General features: G+C 63.4%; 17 protein-coding genes and 1 pseudogene. 2 read left to right on the forward strand and 16 right to left on the reverse strand.

From position 1 onward, the window contains the following. Positions 1 to 150: 150 nt before the first annotated feature. The 15 genes from Thiowin_RS25145 to Thiowin_RS02245 form a co-directional block, all read right to left on the reverse strand. Positions 151 to 459 (reverse strand): helix-turn-helix domain-containing protein, encoded by a 309-nt coding sequence (locus Thiowin_RS25145; protein WP_408034257.1) that lies wholly within the window; start codon positions 457 to 459, stop codon positions 151 to 153. Next, on the reverse strand, positions 417 to 857 hold the full coding sequence (locus tag Thiowin_RS02180; RefSeq protein ID WP_328986113.1) for a response regulator transcription factor: 441 nt from the start codon (positions 855 to 857) through the stop codon (positions 417 to 419). Before Thiowin_RS02180 ends, Thiowin_RS25145 begins: the two co-directional genes overlap by 43 nt. Next, the gene (locus Thiowin_RS02185) at positions 833 to 2731 is read right to left on the reverse strand and encodes a sensor histidine kinase (RefSeq protein ID WP_328986114.1); all 1899 of its coding nucleotides are present in this window, start codon (positions 2729 to 2731) and stop codon (positions 833 to 835) included. The genes Thiowin_RS02180 and Thiowin_RS02185 overlap by 25 nt, the downstream gene beginning before the upstream one ends. A 58-nt stretch (positions 2732 to 2789) precedes the next feature. After that, positions 2790 to 3770: a hypothetical protein gene (locus tag Thiowin_RS02190; RefSeq protein WP_328986115.1), complete on the reverse strand. Its 981-nt coding sequence runs from the start codon at positions 3768 to 3770 to the stop codon at positions 2790 to 2792. Further along, on the reverse strand, positions 3763 to 4197 hold the full coding sequence (locus Thiowin_RS02195) for an adenylyltransferase/cytidyltransferase family protein (protein WP_328986116.1): 435 nt from the start codon (positions 4195 to 4197) through the stop codon (positions 3763 to 3765). Before Thiowin_RS02195 ends, Thiowin_RS02190 begins: the two co-directional genes overlap by 8 nt. Beyond that, positions 4188 to 5912, reverse strand: coding sequence for a LicD family protein (locus Thiowin_RS02200; RefSeq protein WP_328986117.1), 1725 nt, complete (start codon positions 5910 to 5912; stop codon positions 4188 to 4190). The genes Thiowin_RS02195 and Thiowin_RS02200 overlap by 10 nt, the downstream gene beginning before the upstream one ends. A 187-nt stretch (positions 5913 to 6099) precedes the next feature. Then, positions 6100 to 6486, reverse strand: a complete 387-nt coding sequence (locus Thiowin_RS02205) for a hypothetical protein (RefSeq protein ID WP_328986119.1) — start codon at positions 6484 to 6486, stop codon at positions 6100 to 6102. Positions 6487 to 6560: 74 nt separating this feature from the next. After that, positions 6561 to 8162: an ATP-binding protein gene (locus tag Thiowin_RS02210; protein WP_328986120.1), complete on the reverse strand. Its 1602-nt coding sequence runs from the start codon at positions 8160 to 8162 to the stop codon at positions 6561 to 6563. 217 nt (positions 8163 to 8379) lie between these two features. Beyond that, positions 8380 to 9537, reverse strand: a complete 1158-nt coding sequence (locus Thiowin_RS02215; RefSeq protein ID WP_408034258.1) for a DUF4214 domain-containing protein — start codon at positions 9535 to 9537, stop codon at positions 8380 to 8382. Between the two features lie 122 nt (positions 9538 to 9659). Further along, complete coding sequence (locus Thiowin_RS02220; RefSeq protein WP_328986121.1) at positions 9660 to 10940, reverse strand: cadherin repeat domain-containing protein; 1281 nt, start codon at positions 10938 to 10940, stop codon at positions 9660 to 9662. Further along, the gene (locus Thiowin_RS02225; protein WP_328986122.1) at positions 10825 to 11481 is read right to left on the reverse strand and encodes a response regulator transcription factor; all 657 of its coding nucleotides are present in this window, start codon (positions 11479 to 11481) and stop codon (positions 10825 to 10827) included. Before Thiowin_RS02225 ends, Thiowin_RS02220 begins: the two co-directional genes overlap by 116 nt. After that, positions 11478 to 13433: a sensor histidine kinase gene (locus Thiowin_RS02230; protein ID WP_328986123.1), complete on the reverse strand. Its 1956-nt coding sequence runs from the start codon at positions 13431 to 13433 to the stop codon at positions 11478 to 11480. Before Thiowin_RS02230 ends, Thiowin_RS02225 begins: the two co-directional genes overlap by 4 nt. A gap of 65 nt (positions 13434 to 13498) precedes the next feature. After that, positions 13499 to 15328: an AAA family ATPase gene (locus Thiowin_RS02235; RefSeq protein WP_328986124.1), complete on the reverse strand. Its 1830-nt coding sequence runs from the start codon at positions 15326 to 15328 to the stop codon at positions 13499 to 13501. A gap of 294 nt (positions 15329 to 15622) precedes the next feature. Continuing rightward, positions 15623 to 16102, reverse strand: a complete 480-nt coding sequence (locus Thiowin_RS02240) for a PIN domain-containing protein (protein WP_328986125.1) — start codon at positions 16100 to 16102, stop codon at positions 15623 to 15625. Beyond that, a complete protein-coding gene (locus Thiowin_RS02245) occupies positions 16099 to 16362 on the reverse strand; it encodes a hypothetical protein (protein ID WP_328986126.1) in 264 nt (87 codons plus the stop codon). Before Thiowin_RS02245 ends, Thiowin_RS02240 begins: the two co-directional genes overlap by 4 nt. 101 nt (positions 16363 to 16463) lie before the next feature. Here Thiowin_RS02245 and Thiowin_RS02250 point away from each other — a divergent pair. Continuing rightward, positions 16464 to 16802, forward strand: a pseudogene (locus tag Thiowin_RS02250) (AAA family ATPase); the annotation flags it as partial. A gap of 127 nt (positions 16803 to 16929) precedes the next feature. After that, positions 16930 to 17175 carry a hypothetical protein gene (locus Thiowin_RS02255; protein WP_328988203.1) on the forward strand — a complete coding sequence of 82 codons (246 nt, stop codon included), beginning with the start codon at positions 16930 to 16932 and terminating at the stop codon, positions 17173 to 17175. A gap of 123 nt (positions 17176 to 17298) precedes the next feature. Here Thiowin_RS02255 and Thiowin_RS02260 read toward each other — a convergent pair whose 3' ends face one another. After that, positions 17299 to 18894, reverse strand: coding sequence for an AAA family ATPase (locus Thiowin_RS02260; protein ID WP_328986127.1), 1596 nt, complete (start codon positions 18892 to 18894; stop codon positions 17299 to 17301). Positions 18895 to 18897: the final 3 nt, after the last annotated feature.

Raw genomic sequence — 18897 nt, forward strand, 5'->3', positions numbered from 1 at the left:
GGCAAGCGGGTTCAATGGCTGTTAATCGGGCTGAAGTCTGACCCAGGCATGGTAAATACGATTTCAACATTTTGAGTAAATTGACTTTATTTTCTTGTTTTCAGTCATAGCCGGACACCGGACTGCCGATGTCGGCCTGCGGAACGGGGGTCAAACGAGCTGGATAGGGAGACTGAGCTGATAGCCGCGCCCCCGGATGGCGCGGATGGCGGAGGGGGCCGCGGAGGAGGTGTGTATTTTTTTGCGCAGGCGCACGAGGTGCAGTTCCAGGGCCGCCTTGTTGAAGTGGTCCAGGTCCATGTCGAGGATTTCGGCGATCTGCCAGTTTTCCAGACGGTTCTGCTCGGCGCGAACGAAGGCCAGCAGCAGCCGACATTCGCTGTCGCTCAGGGGGTGCTCCTGCCCGTCCGCGGTGGTCAGTAGCGCCCTTTTCGGGTCGAGGGTGGCGGCTTGCTGCAGCCCTTGGGGTGCAGCCGGGGCAGACGGCGCGCCAGGGCCTGCAGCGCGTAGTTGAGTTCCGCCAGGCTGGCGGGTTTGGTGAGGTAGATATCGGCCCCGCTGGCGTAGCCGGCGGCCCGGTCGGCGCCCTGGGTGCGCGCGGTGAGCATGATGACGCGCAACTCAGGCTGCGCCTGACGCAGCCGCCGAGCCAGAGACAGACCGTCCTCGCCGGGCAGGTTCAGGTCCAGTACGGCAATATCCAGCTGCAGCAGATCGGCCTGTTCCGGCACCTCTTCGGCGCATTCCAGCCCGCGTACGGCATGCCCCTGTGCGCCGAGAGTATCGACCAGCGCCTCGCGCAGGTTTTCGTCGTCTTCGACGATGAGGAGGTTCAGGCGGGGCCCAGGGGTATCCATAGGCTGAATCGAATGCGCTCGGGTTCGGGGTGGTAGTCGATGCGTCCGCCCAGTTGGGCGGCGATGCCCTTGACCAGATAGAGGCCGAGGCCGCTGCCGCGCAGGCGCGTGGCGCCCTGGCTGCGGTAGTACTTGGTGAAGAGCTGTTTTGGGTCGGGGAAGCCCGCCGCGCCGGGCGGGTTGCTGACGTCGAAGCGCACCCCGGCCCGGCCGGAGGCCGACTCGGCCCGGGTGCCACACAGCTCTATCGGAGCATCGGCCGGGGCGTATTTGAGCGCATTGTGCAGCAGGTTGGCCAGGGCGACACCGAGGAGGTAAGCGTCGGTGCGTATCCGCTGGGGCAGGTTGTGTGCGAAAACGGGATGAATGCGCTCGGGTGCGGTCTGCTGTTGCGGTAGTTTGGCGATGAACTCGGCGGGGTCGATATCGCTCAGGTGCAGGGGGTGTTCGCCCTGCTCGATGCGGTCGGACAAGACGCAGCGCTCCACCAGATGATCAATGTCGGCCAGGGCCCGGTCGATGCGCTGCACTCTGCGCGCCTCGATCTCGGTTTCGGGGGGAGCGAGGCTGTCCAGGCTCAGGCGGATCGCCGCCAGGGGTGTCTTCAGTTCGTGGGTGAGCATGGCGGTGAGGCGCCCCTGCTCGTCCAACTGCTCCCGGTGCAGCTCGACCCGGTGCTCGGCCAGGCTGAGTTTGAGCTGGGCGCGGGCCGCATCCTCGGCCAGCCTGCGCGCGCGCAGGTGCAGCAGGTTGCCGATCAGCAGGGCCGAGATGAGGCCGTTGAACAGGGCACCATAGAGCGCCCAGGCGGCCGCGCCGGTCAGCCCCAGGATCGCCGGGATATAGGTCAGCAGGGCGAGGGCGAGCAGTCCGTAGTAGACCTTCAGCCGCAGCCGGCCGGGCTGGGTCTCGCCACGGGCGCCGAGGACGACGAGAAACAGCAGGGGGCCGGTGATGAGGACGATCAGGCTGTTGAGCTTGAGCGCCAGCGCCGTCTGGCCGGACAGCAGCAGCGCCAGCGCGGCCAGCTCGGAGCCGACCAACAGGTCGAGCACCCTTTTCCCCAGCCGGGCCAGATCGAACATGCGCAGAAACTGGCGATGGAACACCAGGGTGAAGAACACCGCCAGGGTCACCACCCAGGCGGTCAGGTCTGGGATCGCAGTGGATTCGGGCAGGAGCACGGCCAGGTAGCCGAGCATCGCCAGCACGTAGATCAGGTAGACCAGGTAGATGCCGGCAAAGCCGAGGATCACCCGGTCGCGGCTGTTCCAGTAATCCTGCAGGGCCCAGAGCACCACCCAGAGGATGACGACCATGTAGGCCCCCTGCCAGAGCAGGGTGTCGATTTGCGTCTGTTGAGCATCGCGCAGGGTGAGGGCACGGGCCTGAAGCATGGTGTTGCTGATAGTGTGCAGGCGCAGGTAGTAGGTGGTGTCGACCCGGGGCTGAATGACGAAGCCCAGCGCCAGGCCGGCGTAGGGGCGCTCCTGCCAGGGGATGGCATTGCCGGTGGTGCGCTGGCGCCAGCCCCCCGGGCGATCGGGATCGGGCGCGAACAGGCTGATTCGGTTGAGATAGGCGGGCAGAATACGCAGCAGCAGCGGGCCGCCGTCGGCGGCGGGACGGATGGTCAGACGCAGCCAGACGGCGTCTGAGGTGTAGCCTCCGGCGTAGATGCCCTGCACCGGCTCAAAGGTCTTGTGCTGGACCTGGTCGATCGAGAGCTGGCCCGTCGCATCGCGCAGTACGGCCCGATCGAGCACATGATCCTGCAGCACCGCCGCTCCGGCTGCGGCCGTTTGCAGGAGCAGGCCAAGTACCAGGAGGAGGCAGCAGAGGGCTGCGGATGGCACCTTCGCTGTTGCGATCATGGAAAGGGTCGGGCTGGCCCGAGAAGTGAGTGATGTCACGCTTGGATCGCCCTCACACCTACTTGCACCAAAGGGGGACGGGAGAGACTGAAGGCTCCGCCAGATTCAACCTAGAAACCTCTGCGCATGATAGAACAGTTACTTTGTTTGCCATGGCGGCCAAGCGTCGATTGATGGCCAGAAACTGCCGCGCCATCCGGTCGCGCTGGGCATCGTCGGGCGGGGTGGCGCGCAGCTCCGCGCACTGGGCCAGGGCCGCCTCCTGGCCCCGGGAGTGGAAGCCGCAATCTGCAGCGGCTACCTGTGCGGCAATGGCCGTCGCCAGGGCTTGCGGTGGAGCGGCCTGTTCTAGCACCTGCTGGGCGCTGCAGAATCGGTCACGCCGGGTCAGGGCAATCATGAAGTCGTTACCCGCCTCCAGTTGCACCCCGGCACCGGGCACCACGGAGATCCAGGGAAACCAGGGGCCCAGCTGGGGAAAGAGGTGGTTTGGATACAGTTCTCCACCCCAGTAGCGGCGCGCCAGTTGGCCGAAGTGGAGACAATCCCGTATGGCCACCAGGCCACTGCGCTCGAATGGCAGGATCTCGACCGGGGGCTTCTTGGCGAAGACGCTGTCGTTGGCCACATCGATGTAGAGCGTGCCAGCGAGAAAGGCGTTCTGGCAATAGGCGCCGCGCAGGTCGCCCCAGACCTGGCGCATCTGCCCGCCATGACTGAGGAAGTCAACCAGGGCGGCATGGTCCCGGCCCGCCGGACCGGTCAGGTCTGACTGCCGCAGGCGGGTCAGTTCCTGCTTGACCGCCAGCGAGATATCCAGGCCCTGACCCAGGGGGTAGGGTTTGTTGGCCTTCCGCGGCTGTGCCCGGGCCAGTGGTGCATCCAGACGACCGCGGATGCCGCGCAACAGAGCCTCGATCTCCACCAGACGGGGCAACAGAAAACGCTCGGTGAGGGCCCGTTGCTGCGCCACCCCCGGCACGCGCGGCTCGTTGGGCAGCAGGGGCGATTCGGGATCGTTGTTTGGCGGTTCAGTCATCGCGCTCGGCCCGCAGGCGTTGGCGGATGGCGCTGGAGGAGATGCCCGGGGTGTAGGGCAGCCAGATGCAGTCGATGCCCTGTTCCGCCAGTCGCGGTTCGAGCCGCTGCCAGCGCGGGCTGTCGGCCCAGTCCCTACCGACAAACAGGCAATCGACCGGCCAGTCGAGCAGCCAGGACAGCGCGGTTTCGGTGTTGTCCAGGCCGATGTCGAACAGACAGGCCTCATCGACACAACGCAGGGCGGCGACCAGTTCCCTGCGCTGGTCCTGCTCGATCACCGGCCGGATGCCCTTGGAGCGTTGCATCAGCCGATCGGCGCCCAGGCCGACCTTGAGGTAGTCACACTGCGCGCGGGCGGCTTGGAGAAAGCGTAGATGCCCGACATGGAGCAGGTCGAATACGCCGATGGCGCCACCTACGCGCATGGGTTGTCCTCTGCGAACTGATCGAGCACAGGCTCATCAGGAGCGCGTCGCTGCACGATGCGCAGCCGACGGCAAAAGCGGCCGCTGTGGCCCTGGATCCAGGCTTCCAGTAACCGCAGCAGGCCCCAGCAGCGGCAGTAGCCGGTGAAGTGCTCCAGGGCGGGGCTTTCAAGCGTGGTGTCAAAACCGCTGTCCGGCTCGCGCCAGTGGGGGCCGTAGAGTTGTTCCAGCGCCGTTTCCGGGTGGGCGATGGCCCAATAAGCGCCCTGTGGTCCCTGTTGCTGGTGCAGTTCGAAGGGCGTGAAGCGCAACAGCCGACCGGCCTCGCGTGGCAGGCCCGTTGGCCACCAGCCGCCGATGATGACCTCGGGCTGAAAATCGTAACCGAACAGGTCCAGGGTGATCTGACTGGCAGGATGGACAAAACAGCGGAAGTTGACGGTATTCACCGGGATGCTCGCCGCTTGCCAGCCCGAGGCGAGCAACTGTTGACAGGCTGGGTCGAACTGGGGCCAGGGCACGACGATATCGAGGTCCTTGTCGTTGGGCAGCAGGCCACCCTCGCGCACCCAGCCGAGCAAGGCACCGCCGAAGGCGAAGGCCTGGATACCCTGGGCGGCCAACTGGACCAGGGTGGTTTGCAGCAGGGCCCAACCCTGCTCGGTGTCTACCGGCGGGATAGGCGCCGACTCGGTGGCTGGCAACGGCAGGGTCGTGGCTCGTTGCACGGCCTGGCGGGCAATGGCCAGGGCGCTGTCGATGCGGTTCTCGCGGAATTGATCCACCGCCAATTGCAGACCCGCCTGAACCCGACGCTGGGCCGAGAGGACGGGGTCTCGGGCCAAGGGCGTCTGTGGCAGGTTGCGCAGGCCGGGGTCGTCCGGGTCCAGTCGGCGCAATGCCTGGGTCAGGCGAGCAAAGCGGGTCTGCCGCCCCGTCAACCAGGCTTCCAGCAGGCGCAGATAGCCCAGGCAGTGGCTGAAGCCGTTGTGCTCGACCAGTGCGGAGGTCTCGAACAGGTTGACGGCATCGGGGTCGGGCAGTCGCCAATAGGGGCCGAATAACTCGCTCAGCAGGGTATCCGGTTCCGGAATCACCCAGAAATTCAACCGGCCCTGGGTCTTTCGCTCCAGGCGGTACGGGGTAAATTGCAGCACGCGCCCGGCCGTTCGGGGCACCCCTTCCGGCCACCAACCCCCGAGGACTTTGTTGCGTTCGGCATCGTATTCGCCTCCCACTAAATCCAGCGTGATGCCGGCGGCTGGATCGATAAAGCTGCGGAAGTTGATCAGTTTCAGAGGGACTTCGTTCGGTTGCCATCCCTGTTCGATCAGGCTTTGTGCCACCTGAGCGAACTGGGCTAGGGGTGTGGCGATATCCAGATCCTTGTCGGTGGGAAGCAGACGACCTTCTCGGACTAGGCCCAGCAGGGTGCCGCCGGTGGCAAAGGCGACATACCCCTGCCGGGCGAGGTCATTGAGCGTCTTCAGCAGCAGTGGCAGAGCCAGGTCAGACCGGAAAACAGGGGATGTTGTCCTGGCTGGCTCGGGCCAATCCAGTCGGGATGCCAGCCGCAAGGCTTGGCAGGCCTGAATGCTGGCTTGGTCAAACTGGCTGAGCCTGGCATGAGCCAGCGCCAGAAGATACCCCTGTTGGACTGATTGCCGGGGAGGCACTCCGGGTTGGGTCAAGCTGGCAGTAAATTGCGCCACCATCCCCTGCGGGTCTGTTATAAGAGAAGTGTGAATATCTACTGGCATCATGGTGAATTTACGGCGCCTTCCCATGGGCAAGATAGGATAAACGGGGCGGGCTCATGTTCCATTTTTGTAGAAAAGAACACCGCCAATTTTGGGCTCTCCAGGATCTCAGCAGAGTACAATTTACTTTCTATACAGAAAGCTAAAGAGACACGCGCATCAAGATGAGTACCAACATCGAGCAACTTCGCCAAGCAGTGTAGCCGAGCAGGTCCAGGGTGAGCTGTCTGCGGCGGTGGACGAAGGCGCGAAAGTTGACGGCGTCAACCGGAATCCAGGCCGGTTGCCAATCCAGGTTCATCAAGTGGGCACAGGCGCGCGCGAATTCGTCCATGGGCACCACGACATCGAGGTCTTTGTCGTGGTCCATCAGGCGACCGTCGCGGACCAGTCCGAGCAGTGCGTCACCGGTGGCAAAGGCGTGGAAGCCAGCTGGGCACAAGGCCGCCAGCACCTGCTCGAGCTGGCGACCGGCAGCGACCGCATCAAAGGGGGTTTGCGGTGCGGGGGCGGCCGTGGGCCAGGGCATAGGTTTTTAGTAGCGGTTCTTGAGACAAGAGCATCGGTCGAGGTGTGCACAGAGGCGCGCGTTGGGATCAGGCGCTAGGCCCCCCAAACCCCGATACTGAATCCTTCAAGGCTCGCAGGCTTGTGCCAGATCTTCTTGTTCCAAGAGACCTTGGGGTTGCGGTTGAAGATGACCAGATGGGCCTCGTCGGCGCCGACCCGCCGGCAATAGTCCTGGGTCTGCGCCAAGCCGGTCTGGATCACCGCATCGAGCTTGCCGCGCAGCAGCTTGAGTTCAATCACCACCCGTTGCAACGGCCCGTACATGCCCTGCTCCGGGTCCAGCGGCCATTCGATCAGTAGATCGGTGCGCTTGCGCCCGAGGCCGTATTCTCTTGTTAGACGGCCACCGCCATTGATGATGCGCTGCAGGAAGGCCTGCATCAGCAACTGCGGGGCGGCCTCCTTGTAATCAAAGCCCTCACTCCAGCTGTCGGAGTGTTCGCGGAAGAATTGCTGGAAGGCGGCCAGCAGTTTGGGCATGTTGAGACTGTGGTCGGGGTCGATGTACCAGGCCGGCTCCTGATTGGGGATGCGGGTTTGCGCAATCCAACTCAGCTCGCGGGGGATGATCTCTTGGTAGATGCGGTTGCTAATGCGCACACCGGGGCGGGTGACGATCAGCCCCAAGTCTTCCACATACTGCTGATCGTCCATCCTCAGGTTGTCCAGGCTGTCTTCCTCGCCGGTCAGCAGCCCTTGTAGCACACGATTCACCCGCGGTTCCTTGAGCTTATCGCTGAGCTGATCCAGATGGGTGGCGCGCGATTGGATCAGGCGCTCGCGGGCGGCCTGGTAGTCGATCAGGCCGATGGGCTGGCTGCGATCGCGTGCGGCCCTGTTCTTCCAGGTCACCTCATAGCCCAGGGCATTGACTAGCCAGGGCTGGCCGCGGCTGTCTTCCCACAGCTCGGGGAAGATGGCTTCATCGAACATCTGGCCGGTGGCCTCGGTATGTTGCAACCAGAGGGCGCGGGTCTCGGCCTCGGTGAAATTCCCCATGCGCAGTGATTCAGCTTTGATGTTGAAGGTACTGCCACCGGTGATGACCTGGGCGCCTTCCTGCTCCAGGCGGTAGTCGCGCACGTCGCGCACGCCGCAGAGGACGATGGATTGCGGAAAGGACTCGGGGCGCTGGGCGTAGCCGGCGCGGATCTGGCGCAGCAAGGAGATCAGGGTGTCGCCGACCAGGGCGTCGACCTCGTCGAGCAACAGGACGGTGGGCTGGGTTGTGATCCTGGACCAGTGACGCAACAGCTGGGTCAGCTGATCCTGGGCTTGATGCTGGCGTCCCCCCTGCATCCACCACTGATTGAGCGCTGGGTTCTGGGTGTAGTCCTCGATGCTGCGGGCGATGGCGCTACAGGCCGCCGGAATCCCCTGCGTCGCATCCCCGCGCGCTGCCTGGGCGCCTTCGATGTTGGCGTAGGCACAGGCATAGTCGCCACAGCCATTGAGCGCCTGCATCATCGCCAGCAGGGTACTGGTCTTGCCGGTCTGGCGCGGGGCGTGTAGCACAAAGTAGCGCTGCTCGCGGATCAGTTGCTGAACCTCTTCCCAGTCCAGACGCTGCAACCGCGGCAGGTGGTAGTGCAGCTGCGGCTTGATCGGGCCGGCGTTGTTGAAAAAGCGCTGCATGATGGTGCTCGGTTCAGGGGCCAGAGGGCAGCGCCACAGCGCCCTCTGCGCGATGCGGGCGGGAGCTGGAGCGCCAGCGAGGGCTTTGTCGTTGCCCGCGGAAATCATAGCACTGGGCTCGCGGGCCTTGCTCCGCCGTTGCATGTCGCCGCGGCATGAGCGTCGGCTGAGGGTCAACAAACCCCGCCGATCCCTGGCGGGGCCTGTGGCTGTTGGCTTATCCGAACAGCTCCGCGCCGAGCTCAGCCGCCGCTGGCTGCCCGATCAAGGCCAGCGTGTTGCCGTCATCATCCACCGCACTGGTTGGGCTGTCAGCGGTCGCTGGCAAGAACCGATCATGGTATTCGCTGCTGTTGATGAAGCCGGCAATGGCTGCGAGGTCATCATCACTCTGCGCCAGTTGGGTCTCCCACCAGGCCAGCCCGGCGTCATCCGGGGCGCGATCCAAGGCGGAGAGATAGAGGCTGTTGAACAGCAGCTTTTCCCCCTGGAGGGCGAAGTACTCGGGCTGTTGCGCCAGATCGAGCAGCAACGCGCCCGCCGAGGAATCCGCCTCCAGGGCTTGGGTCCAGTGGGTCCGCTCTTGCGCGCTGGGGGCGCGTTCCAGCATCGCGCCGAACAGCGTCTCAACCAGCGCGGTGTTGGTCAGCGCACCCTGCTGGGCGATGAACTCCGGTGACTGCAGGAAGGCATTGGCGATCTGCGTCATCGGCATGCCAGCCTGTGCTTGGGCGACCCAATAATCCAGCCCACAGGGATCCGGCGCGCGCCCCAGGGCGCCATCGTAGAAGCGCCCAATCAGACCCGCCATCGCTTGATATTCCGGCGCGTCGAGGAAGGCCATGACGACCTGCGCGTGGCTTGTGCCGGCGTGGAGCTGGTCGGTCCAATAGCTGACCCCGACGTCCTCGCCTTCGCGCCAGAGGGAATCCCGGTAGAGTTGCTGGACAAACAGGGCGCCGTCATTGAAGACATCATTGTCTTTCAGCGCCGGATCGAGCCCGAGCGTGGCATCCAAGGCATCCGGGACGCCATCGCCATCGCCGTCGGGCTGGAAGGGCCGATAGGGACAGTCCGCTAGTGGGGGCTCACCCAGGTCACGATAGCCTGGAGCACCCGGGTCGGTAATCGCGCCGATCGCCGCGTTGGTGTCGAAAGGACCATTGTCTTCGATGACAAAATCCAGCCGTGTCATGTTGCCGACACTGACCACTTGGCCGCCGAACTCAGGGCTGGCGAGATTGACCCAATCGCCGTCGGCGGCCTGCTTCCAGAAGCCATTGACATCCAGGGCGCCATCGACCAGTAGGCTGAAGGGCACCGCGTCGGCGCCGTTGCTGATCTCGGCGTCGAAGCCGATCAGGCCAAGCGGCATGCTGAGATCGGCAGGGCGATCGGCGGGGGCGTCGGTTTGGCTGACCGCGCGAATGGCGACACCGCCGGTTGGGACCGGCGCGCTGCCGCTGCCATCATCGGCGGGCGCACCCGCGACCAGGGTCAAGAACACGGTGGGGGCATCCGGATTCGCCGAGACCTGATCGGTCTCGCGGATCGGCACCGAGGCGACATCGGTTTGCTCGCGGTCAAGGATGCCGTCGCCGTTGCCGTCACCCGGGCTGCCGCCCTCGACCAGCGCCGGGACGAAGTCCTCGACGACCTCCGGCACACCGTCGCCATCGTCGTCGTGCAGTGTTTCCCAATCCTCTGGCGGTGGGGGGATGGGGCTGGCTCGGGTTCGGGTTCGGGCTCGGGTTCAGGCTCGGGCTCGGGCTCGGGCTCGGGTTCGGGTTCAGGCTCTGGTTCGGGTTCAGGCGCTGGCGCTGGATCGGGTTCTGGCGCTGGAGCTGGAGCCGGCGCTGGCTCCGCGACATCGGTGACCGTCACCGTGAGGGTCTGGGTGTCACTGCCGCCCTGGTTGTCGTTGACCTGAACCGTGACCTCATAGCGGTTATTGCGATCACTGTCGCTCGGGTTCTCGAAGTCTGGTGCGCTCAGGAAGGTTAGCACGCCGCTGTTGGCATCGATAATGAAGCGTGCCTGATCAGCACCACCAGTGATCGCGAAGCTCAGTGCGTCGCCATCTTGATCAGTGGCCGTGACCTGTGTAACGTTGAGGCTGTTCTCGGCCAGGTTGAGCGTTGCGGTCTCGCCGCCGCCATTGGAGGTGATCTCGGGGGCGTCGTTGAGGTTGGCTACGGCGAGGGTGGCGCTGCTGGCGATCGGGCCTTCGGCGGTGCCTTGCTGGTCGGTATAGCTGACCTCGACGGTGATCGCCTTGCCGACCTCGGCTTGGGTCAGGGTGTAGCTGCTGGCGGTGGCGCCATCGATGGCGTTGCCGTCGGCCTTCCAGACGTAGCTGATCTGGAACAACGCTTGATCGCCGCCGCCGGTGGGGCTGTAGGTGACGGTGTCGCCGTCGGCGTCGGTGGCGGTGACGGTGGTGACGGCGGCGGTGGTGTTTTCGGCGACATCGACGGCCGCCGTGGCGCCACCGTCATTGCTGGTGATGGTCGGTGGGCTGTTGACCCCCGAGACCGTGATGCCGTTCCCAGTCGTGTCGCTGATATCCCCACCGGTGAACGGGCCGTTCCAATCGTCAGCAATCGCCAGATTGTAGGTGGTGCTGTCGGATGACTGCGAGCCGTTGGTGTCGAGCAGCGCATCAACGGCTGTCTTGTCCGCGCCTGAGAGGGTGGCGGTGAAGGTGGTGGCGTCGGTGATCTCGACAGCGCTGGTGGTGGTCAGCGTGGAGGCGGCGGTAGTCGTAGCCCCGTTCATCGTGGCCCAGGGCGTGGGCGAGGGATTCGCGACTGGCGATCTCCGGCGCCTGCTGAGCCAGCACCGCCAGCACCGCTGCTTCACTCGCGGTGAGGGAGAAGGATCGCCCCTCGGGGTCGATCAGGGTCAAGGTGTGCGGTTGGTAGCACCAGCCCGGTGAGGGTGCCTCGGCGTGGGCTGTCAGGCGGCGTTGCACGCTGTCCAGCACGGCGGCCAGTTCGCGAAAATCCACCGGCTTGACCAGATAGGCATCGGCGCCCTGCTCCAGCCCGAGCAGTCGATCATCAAGCGCGCCTCGGGCCGTCAGGATGACAATCCCCAGCTGGGGCGTTTGCGCGCGCAATCGGCGGGCGATGCTGAGGCCGTCTTCATCCGGCAGGCCAAGATCCAGGATCAGCAGATCCGCCGGATGTTGCGCGACCTGTTGATCGATGTTGTGGCCATCGCTTTCAAGCACGATCTCAAAGCCGGCCCGCCGCAGGTGAAAAACCAGCTCCCGTCGATAGTCGAGGTTGTCCTCGATGATCCCCAGGCGTGTCATTTTGGTGCGCTCGCAGTCCGCTGGATGGGGAGCCAGACGATGAAGCAGGCGCCCCGGTTCAGGCCGGTGTCGGCGCGCACCCAGCCGCCGTGGCGCTCGACAATCTGACGCACCAGATAGAGACCCAGGCCGAGGCCGGGTTGGCCATTGGTTTCCCCCAGGCGGACATATTTCTCAAAGATCGGCTCGGCCATGCCGTCTGGCACGCCGGTGCCCTGGTTCTCGATGCGCCAGCGAAGGCCCGGTTCGCCCTGGTGCTCGAAGCGGTCGAGCCGCAGCATCACGGGCGATTCAGCCGGGCTGTACTTGCAGGCGTTGTCGAGCAGGTTGAGCAGGGCGAAACGCATCCGCCGCTCATCGGCGCGCAGTTCGGTCGGGGGCAGATCCGTGATCTGTTTCACTCTGTTCGCCGCGTCGGTATCCAGCATCGCCAGCGCCTCCTCGCTCAGGCGATGCGGATCGATCCAGGTGTCCATTGGGCGCCATTCGGTTGGCTGGATCTTATGATGGGCCACCACCAGTTCGAGCAGCATATCGAGGCGATGGACGGCCTTTTCCATGGTGATGTAGCGCAAGACACGCTCATTGTCCGTTGTGCGTCCCTCATCTTCATCCAGGCTCTGCAAGGTTTGCCTGGCTCCATCGATGACCGAGATGGGGGTGCGGATCTCGTGGGTGATCATGTCCAGCAGTTGGTTCTGCTCCTGCCAGCGGCGCTTTTCAGACTCCATGTTTTTTCGATCCAGCGCCGCCTGTTCCAGCGTTTTCGCGTGCTCCTGTTCAATGCGCCGGTAGTGCAACAACATGCCGAAGTGCAGGAGCATGATATGGGTGAGATTGCTGGCCAATCCGGCGTCGATGAAGACTTGCCTGAAGGGCAGGATGGCCAGCGTGGTCAGAATGGTCATGCCGATCAGCAATCCATGCGATGTCAGGGCAATGGCGAGCAGACGCTTAGCGAGTTCGCCGGTCCGCCAGAGTCGCACGGCGGGCCAGGGCGTGGAGGCAATAATCGCGATGGCGGTGATATGCACCCACTGGGCGAACCACTGGTAGTATCCCAGGGGCGTTGCGATGGCGGTGGCCACGGCGAGTAGGAAGCCAAACTGGTAGAGCCGGTAGATGTACCGATGATAGTGTCGCAACTCAAGCAACAGGGCAAAGAACACCATGGCGACGGCAAAATCGAATGCCAGGATGATGCCCAGCGTCAGATTGGCTAACAGCGGTTGTTGCGGGAAAAAGAACTCCGAGGCGAAACCGTAGATGCACAGCCACTTGAGGAGATTGAGCGCCAGATAGCCTGAATAGGCGATGAAAATGGGGCGCCGTGACACCATCCAATTGGCGCTGTTGAACATCAATACCGCAAAGATGAGGCTGAAATAGAATCCATAGCCGAAGTAGCTGTTGAGGATATGCCGCTTGAATGCCGGTGGTTGCCAGAGCTTGATCATGGCCGCCATGGTGCTGGTGGTTTGCAGGCGAATAAAAAACGCATGCGGACCCGGCGCCAGGTCGAGCTTGAACACCGTGCCCCGGTAATCGATTTCCTTGGCCGATTGCGGTAGCCGATCCCCCGCCTGGCGTTGGTCCCATTGCCCCGTGGGGGTGCGATGAAACAGCGCAATGCTGTCCAGGTAGGTCGGCATAAGTTCCAGCCACCAGTGGGAGGGCTGGTCGGCTTGGCGTTCGAGGCGGAAAGACAACCAGACCGCGTCCGGCACATAGCCGATGCCGAGGTTAGCGCTCAGCCCCTGGAACCGTCCCTGGGCCAGGGCATCACGGGCTTGGTCCAGGGTCATGGCGCGGGAGGGGTCGCGCAGATAGGCCAGTTGGCCTTGGTCAAGACGGATGACTGGCACATCCACCAAGTCCTGCGTCTGCGGGCGTGCCTCAGCGACCAGGCAGGTCAGGGTCAGAACAAGCAGCGTGGTCAGTAGGGGACGCATCAAACGGTCTGTTGGTCATGCAAGGCCATTTCCATCAGATGGCCAGAGGCCAGAAAAATCACTGGTTATCTGGCCGGTTTGGGGCTCGACAGCGGCTGGCTGGTGATCTTCGCCGCCGTGTCGGGCAACCGCCGCCACACCAGCCGCTCCACTCCCAGAGCGACCACGGCAAAGGCGCACAGGTCGGTCAGGCCATGGCGCCGGGTCAGGGTGCTGCCGTAGTCGCGTGCTTGGGCTTCGGCTTCGTCGAGCTTGGCGGCTACCGCCGGTCGCTTGGCCAGTGCGTCGCGGGATTCCTGCCGCACCTGCTCGCCGCTCAGGCCAAGTTTCTTCAGACTGAGATATTTGAATTCCAGCAGCAGATCAAGCGCCTGGAAACGCCGCATGTCCGGGCGGACAATCAGGGCCAGATCGGCATAGCCGCGCTCGGTCTCCAGCTCGGAGACGGCCATGTAGAGGCGGTCGTCGAACAAGAGCGTCAGAAAGGCGAATTTCACCAGGAGTTCATTGGTCCAGCGGTAGTCGCGGTTGGATAGCACGGCGAAATAGCTCTGTTCGATCAGTTCGCACAGGGGTGCGAGATCGCCTTGCTGACCGAGGGCGCGCACCGCATCGGGAAGCTCGCGCGCACGTCCGCTCGGCGGCAGCCAGCGTTCGCGCAAGCGCTCCACATAGAGCCCGCGCGCCACCAGATTGGGAATGCGCATCTGGCACTCGTTAAAGGAGTTCAAGCCCGCCAGGGTGAGAATGCCGAAGAAATACAGCAGCGACGCCATGAACGGCTGATCCTTCACTGCCGCCAGCACATCGGCGACGCCAAAGCGCTGCACCAGTTCCGGCACCAGCACTCGGTCATCGCCACTTAGCGCTTCGATCAATAGCTCCTCGCCATGGGGTAGCGAGGCGATATAAATCAGCTTGTTGCGATCCATAGCCAGGTTTTCATCGAGCATCTGCCGGGGATATCGGCCCTGGGTGGCGAGCGCCTTGAAGAAGTACAGGCTTAGAGTCGGGTTGTAGAGGCTTTCTTTGGCTTCCTCGCTGAAGCGATAGCCGTTGTAGAAAGTGCGCATGGTTTCAAGCGCCTTGTCCGCTGACCACTCGCCACCTTCTTGGGCCAGTTGGTTCAACACGGCGGCCACTTCACCTTCGGTAAAGCCGCACAGGTCGTTGAATTGGGGGAGCAGGAACAGATCCTCGCCGACGTTGTAGCCGCTGGTCATGTCGCTCAAGACCACCGGCGCGACGCCGGTGATGAACACCCGATCCAGCCCCAGACCGCCAGCAGCGGCCTTGACGGACTTGAACACCGTTTTCATCAAGCCCTCACCTTGGAGCAGGGTCTGGTAGCGATCTTGCCCGCCCGGATGCGCGGCCATCAGCACTTCATTGGCGAAGTTGTCGTATTCGTCGATCAGCAGATAGAGTTTATGCGGGGTCTGGGAAATGACACTCAAAAGCGTCTCCCAAGAGGTGAGCGCGTCCTCGGGATGGATCTGAAGCGCTTCCGGCAGTTGCTCGCGATAGCGCCGGGCGAAGGCACGAATGCGTCCGTTGATATGGCGATGCAATGCTGCTTCGATAGCGCCGATCTCACCATGCGCGGCGACCAGTGAGAAATCCCATTTGAGCACGAAGTATTGATTGTGCCGTGCTGTCGGGTGCTGCCCGATGGCAAGCGGGCCGAACAGTGCCTCGAACTGCTCGGCGCGATTAAGATCGTAATAGTGCTCCAGCATCGACAGCAGCAGGCTTTTGCCGAAGCGGCGCGGGCGCAGGAAAATCAGTTGATCGCCGGCGGCTTCCAGTACGGGAATTCGATCCGTGCGATCAAGATACCAATATCCTTGCTCGCGCAATTTGCCAAAATCGCTCAGACCATAGGGAAAGTGCATGGGCGCTCAACTCCTGGGGCGAGATCGGAGTTCAAGCATAGCACGGTCGCAGCGTCCTTCTCGGCGCGCCCCTTGCCTGCTTTCGATGGTCAAGACAAGGTCGGGATGGATGAATACCCGATCCCGCTGGCAACTTATGTCTGAGTGGCAGGCGCGGCGCCTGTGCGACTGCGGGCGAGATCCATGCACTCTCGACCAACCCGTGGCGAAGACCTGACGACAAACGCGACGTTCACTCAGATGCTGAGCCGTTGAACGCGCCCAGCGCGAGCGCGCGCGCCGGGCGCTCAGCAGTTACCACCAGACTTCCGTGCCGATGGAGAGCGCATTGCGTCCTTCCTCGATGCCGAAACCCAGGAAGTGGAGTAGCGGATTGAGCCCGGCGGCGTCCACATCGGGGTTGTCGACGAGATACAGCTCCGAGGCGAAGGTCCGAAGCAGAAACGCAGCACAAGCCTGCGAACGGGCCAGATGCTGGGCATCGGCAAAATCCAGCCCTTGCCGGTAGGCATTCAGGGCAGCAAGTAGGCTGTCACGGTCTTCGACGATCACATTCCCCAACCGGCATAAGGTCTCGAGAACGCTCTGGATGGTCTGTCGGGGCAGTTGGTAGAAACCACGCATCACCCACTCGAACTCCACTACCACCGTCACCGGCACAAACACCGTACCGGAAAGGGCTGCGATAGCCGCCGGGCGCTGCAGCGCCGCTTCGCTGTCATCGGGGTCGTCGATGAAAAAGCCGGCCAGGACGTTGGCGTCGATGGCGTTCACTGCGCGTTGCTGGTCGTCAGCGCCAGGCTGTGCTGAGCGCTGGCCAAGCAGGCGGCAATGCGGTTGGTGGAGAATTGCGCCAGCGCCAGACAGAGTCCCAGGCGCAGGCGATGCCCATCATGGGCTGGCTTGGGCTCCAGCAATGCCAGCGCGCGGGCGAAGAGTTCGGCGGCATCGGCACAGCTGACCAATAGCGGGCGCGCCGCTCGCCACACGGCGTCCAGGTCGTGCAGATTGACAGACACCGTCACAGGGGGCACATCGGATCCGCTGCTTGGCGGTGTTGCGGTTGCAAGACATGCCGATGTAACAATGTCGGCTCCATGATACTTCCCCCAGGCTCCGCTTTCGGTCATCCACCATGAAATTTCCTTACGGCACTGCTGACTTTCACAAAATCATCACCGACGGCTACTACTACGCTGATCGCACTGAGCGTATCCGCACGCTGGAGACCGCCGGCGAGCAGTTGCTTTTTCTGCGCCCGCGCCGCTTCGGCAAAACCGCCTGGCTGACGACGCTGGAGAATTATTACGATCTGGCCCGCACCGGGGAGTTTGATGCCCTGTTTGGCGCCCTGGCTATCGGCCGCGAGCCCACCACGCGCCGCAACAGTTACTTCGTGTTGCGCTGGGATTTTTCTATGGTCGATGCCAGTGGCAATTTGGCTGAGATTCGCCAAGCCTTGCATGATCATCTCAATAGCCGTGCGCGAGCTTTTTTTAGTCGCTACCGCAAGCGCTTCGGTGAAGGATCAGCGACCCTGCACAAAGAAAACGGCGTGGTGGCACTGGAATCGGCGGTGAGCGCCGCCCGCGCCCAGGGCCATGAATCTGAGCTTGGCGGATCTCGGACACACCTCCGAGACCTTGCGCGGGCAGACGCGCGAGACGCTGGCAGCTCTCCCCTCGGTGGCCGGTGCCCTGGATGCCGCCGAGGCCCAACTCGCCCGCTACCGCCGGGGGCTGGAACAGGCCTATGGCGAGCGCCTGCGTCTGCATACCCATGCCGTGGTGGCACTGGGCTTCGAGCGGCTGGTGTGGCGCAGTACGCAGGGGGGCTCCCCGACATAGGCGTCCGCGGAGTGCGGTCAGGGTAACGGCTAATATAGTATAGTTACGAACCCATTTGACCGTGTTTGCACCCCGACATCCACTTTGAGCCTGCCTCTGTACCACCCGATGTCGCTGATCGAGTTACGCGCCCCAAACCCCGATACTGAAACCTTCAAGGCTCGCAGGCTTGTGCCAGATCTTCTTGTTCCAAGAGACCTTGGGGTTGCGGTTGAAGATGACCAAGTGGGCCTCGTCGGCGCCGACCCGCCGGCAATAGTCCAGGGTCTGCGCCAAGCCGGTCTGGATCACCGCATCGAGCTTGCCGCGCAGCAGCTTGAGTTCAATCACCACCCGTTGCAACGGCCCGTACATGCCCTGCTCCGGGTCCAGCGGCCATTCGATCAGCAGATCGGTGCGCTTGCGCCCGAGGCCGTATTCTCTTGTTAGACGGCCACCGCCATTGATGATGCGCTGCAGGAAGGCCTGCATCAGCAACTGCGGGGCGGCCTCCTTGTAATCAAAGCCCTCACTCCAGCTGTCGGAGTGTTCGCGGAAGAATTGCTGGAAGGCGGCCAGCAGTTTGGGCATGTTGAGACTGTGGTCGGCATTCAGGTACCAGCTCTGCTGCTGAACCAGGGTGTCCTGCAGTACGCTGGTCAGCTCCCGTGGCAAGACCTCTTGGTAGATGCGGTTGCTGATGCGGAGCTGCGGTTTGCGTTCGATCAGGCCCAGGTCGGTGACATATTGCAGGTCGTCTTCTGGCATCCGCAGGCCGGTTTCCTCACCCACCAGCAGGGCCTGCACCACCTGGCGTACCCGGGACTCTTTGAGCTTATCGCTGAGCTGATCCAGATGGGTGGCGCGCGATTGGATCAGGCGCTCGCGGGCGGCCTGGTAGTCGATCAGGCCGATGGGCTGGCTGCGATCGCGTGCGGCCCTGTTCTTCCAGGTCACCTCATAGCCCAGGGCATTGACTAGCCAGGGCTGGCCGCGGCTGTCTTCCCACAGATCGGGGAAGATGGCTTCATCGAACACCTGGCCGGTGGCCTCGGTATGTTGCAACCAGAGGGCGCGGGTCTCGGCCTCGGTGAAATTCCCCATGCGCAGTGATTCAGCTTTGATGTTGAAGGCACTGCCACCGGTGATGACCTGGGCGCCTTCCTGCTCCAGGCGGTAGTCGCGCACGTCGCGCACGCCGCAGAGGACGATGGATTGCGGGAAGGACTCGGGGCGCTGGGCGTAGCCGGCGCGGATCTGGCGCAGCAAGGAGATCAGGGTGTCGCCGACCAGGGCGTCGACCTCGTCGAGCAACAGGACGGTGGGCTGGGTGGCCGTTGCCGCCCATTGTGTCAGGAGCCGAGTGAGCAGATGTTGCGGCTGGGTCTCGGGCTTGTTGCTTCTGTACCAGGCCAGTAGATCAGGGTGGTGGGTATCGCGGGCAATGGCATCCACCATGGCCTCACAGGCCGCCGGAATCCCCTGCGTCTCATCTCCGCGCGCCGCCTGGGCGCCTTCGATGTTGGCGTAGGCACAGGCATGGTCGCCACAGCCATTGAGCGCCTGCATCATCGCCAGCAGGGTACTGGTCTTGCCGGTCTGGCGCGGGGCGTGTAGCACAAAGTAGCGCTGCTCGCGGATCAGTTGCTGAACCTCTTCCCAGTCCAGACGCTGTAACCGCGGCAGGTGGTAGTGCATCTCCGGCTTGATCGGGCCGGCGTTGTTGAAAAAACGCTGCATGAT

It is taken from the genome of Thiorhodovibrio winogradskyi (genome assembly GCF_036208045.1).
In the GTDB taxonomy this organism is placed as follows: Bacteria; Pseudomonadota; Gammaproteobacteria; order Chromatiales; family Chromatiaceae; genus Thiorhodovibrio; species Thiorhodovibrio winogradskyi.

Bases quoted from the DNA above. Each gene is read 5' to 3' on its own strand.
- Thiowin_RS02180 (WP_328986113.1), bottom strand. From the start codon at position 857: ATGGATACCCCTGGGCCCCGCCTGAACCTCCTCATCGTCGAAGACGAC.
- Thiowin_RS02185 (WP_328986114.1), bottom strand. From the start codon at position 2,731: ATGATCGCAACAGCGAAGGTGCCATCCGCAGCCCTCTGCTGCCTCCTC.
- Thiowin_RS02190 (WP_328986115.1), bottom strand. From the start codon at position 3,770: ATGACTGAACCGCCAAACAACGATCCCGAATCGCCCCTGCTGCCCAAC.
- Thiowin_RS02195 (WP_328986116.1), bottom strand. From the start codon at position 4,197: ATGCGCGTAGGTGGCGCCATCGGCGTATTCGACCTGCTCCATGTCGGG.
- Thiowin_RS02200 (WP_328986117.1), bottom strand. From the start codon at position 5,912: ATGGTGGCGCAATTTACTGCCAGCTTGACCCAACCCGGAGTGCCTCCC.
- Thiowin_RS02205 (WP_328986119.1), bottom strand. From the start codon at position 6,486: ATGCCCTGGCCCACGGCCGCCCCCGCACCGCAAACCCCCTTTGATGCG.
- Thiowin_RS02210 (WP_328986120.1), bottom strand. From the start codon at position 8,162: ATGCAGCGCTTTTTCAACAACGCCGGCCCGATCAAGCCGCAGCTGCAC.
- Thiowin_RS02215 (WP_408034258.1), bottom strand. From the start codon at position 9,537: ATGCCGCTTGGCCTGATCGGCTTCGACGCCGAGATCAGCAACGGCGCC.
- Thiowin_RS02220 (WP_328986121.1), bottom strand. From the start codon at position 10,940: ATGAACGGGGCTACGACTACCGCCGCCTCCACGCTGACCACCACCAGC.
- Thiowin_RS02225 (WP_328986122.1), bottom strand. From the start codon at position 11,481: ATGACACGCCTGGGGATCATCGAGGACAACCTCGACTATCGACGGGAG.
- Thiowin_RS02230 (WP_328986123.1), bottom strand. From the start codon at position 13,433: ATGCGTCCCCTACTGACCACGCTGCTTGTTCTGACCCTGACCTGCCTG.
- Thiowin_RS02235 (WP_328986124.1), bottom strand. From the start codon at position 15,328: ATGCACTTTCCCTATGGTCTGAGCGATTTTGGCAAATTGCGCGAGCAA.
- Thiowin_RS02255 (WP_328988203.1), top strand. From the start codon at position 16,930: ATGAATCTGAGCTTGGCGGATCTCGGACACACCTCCGAGACCTTGCGC.
- Thiowin_RS02260 (WP_328986127.1), bottom strand. From the start codon at position 18,894: ATGCAGCGTTTTTTCAACAACGCCGGCCCGATCAAGCCGGAGATGCAC.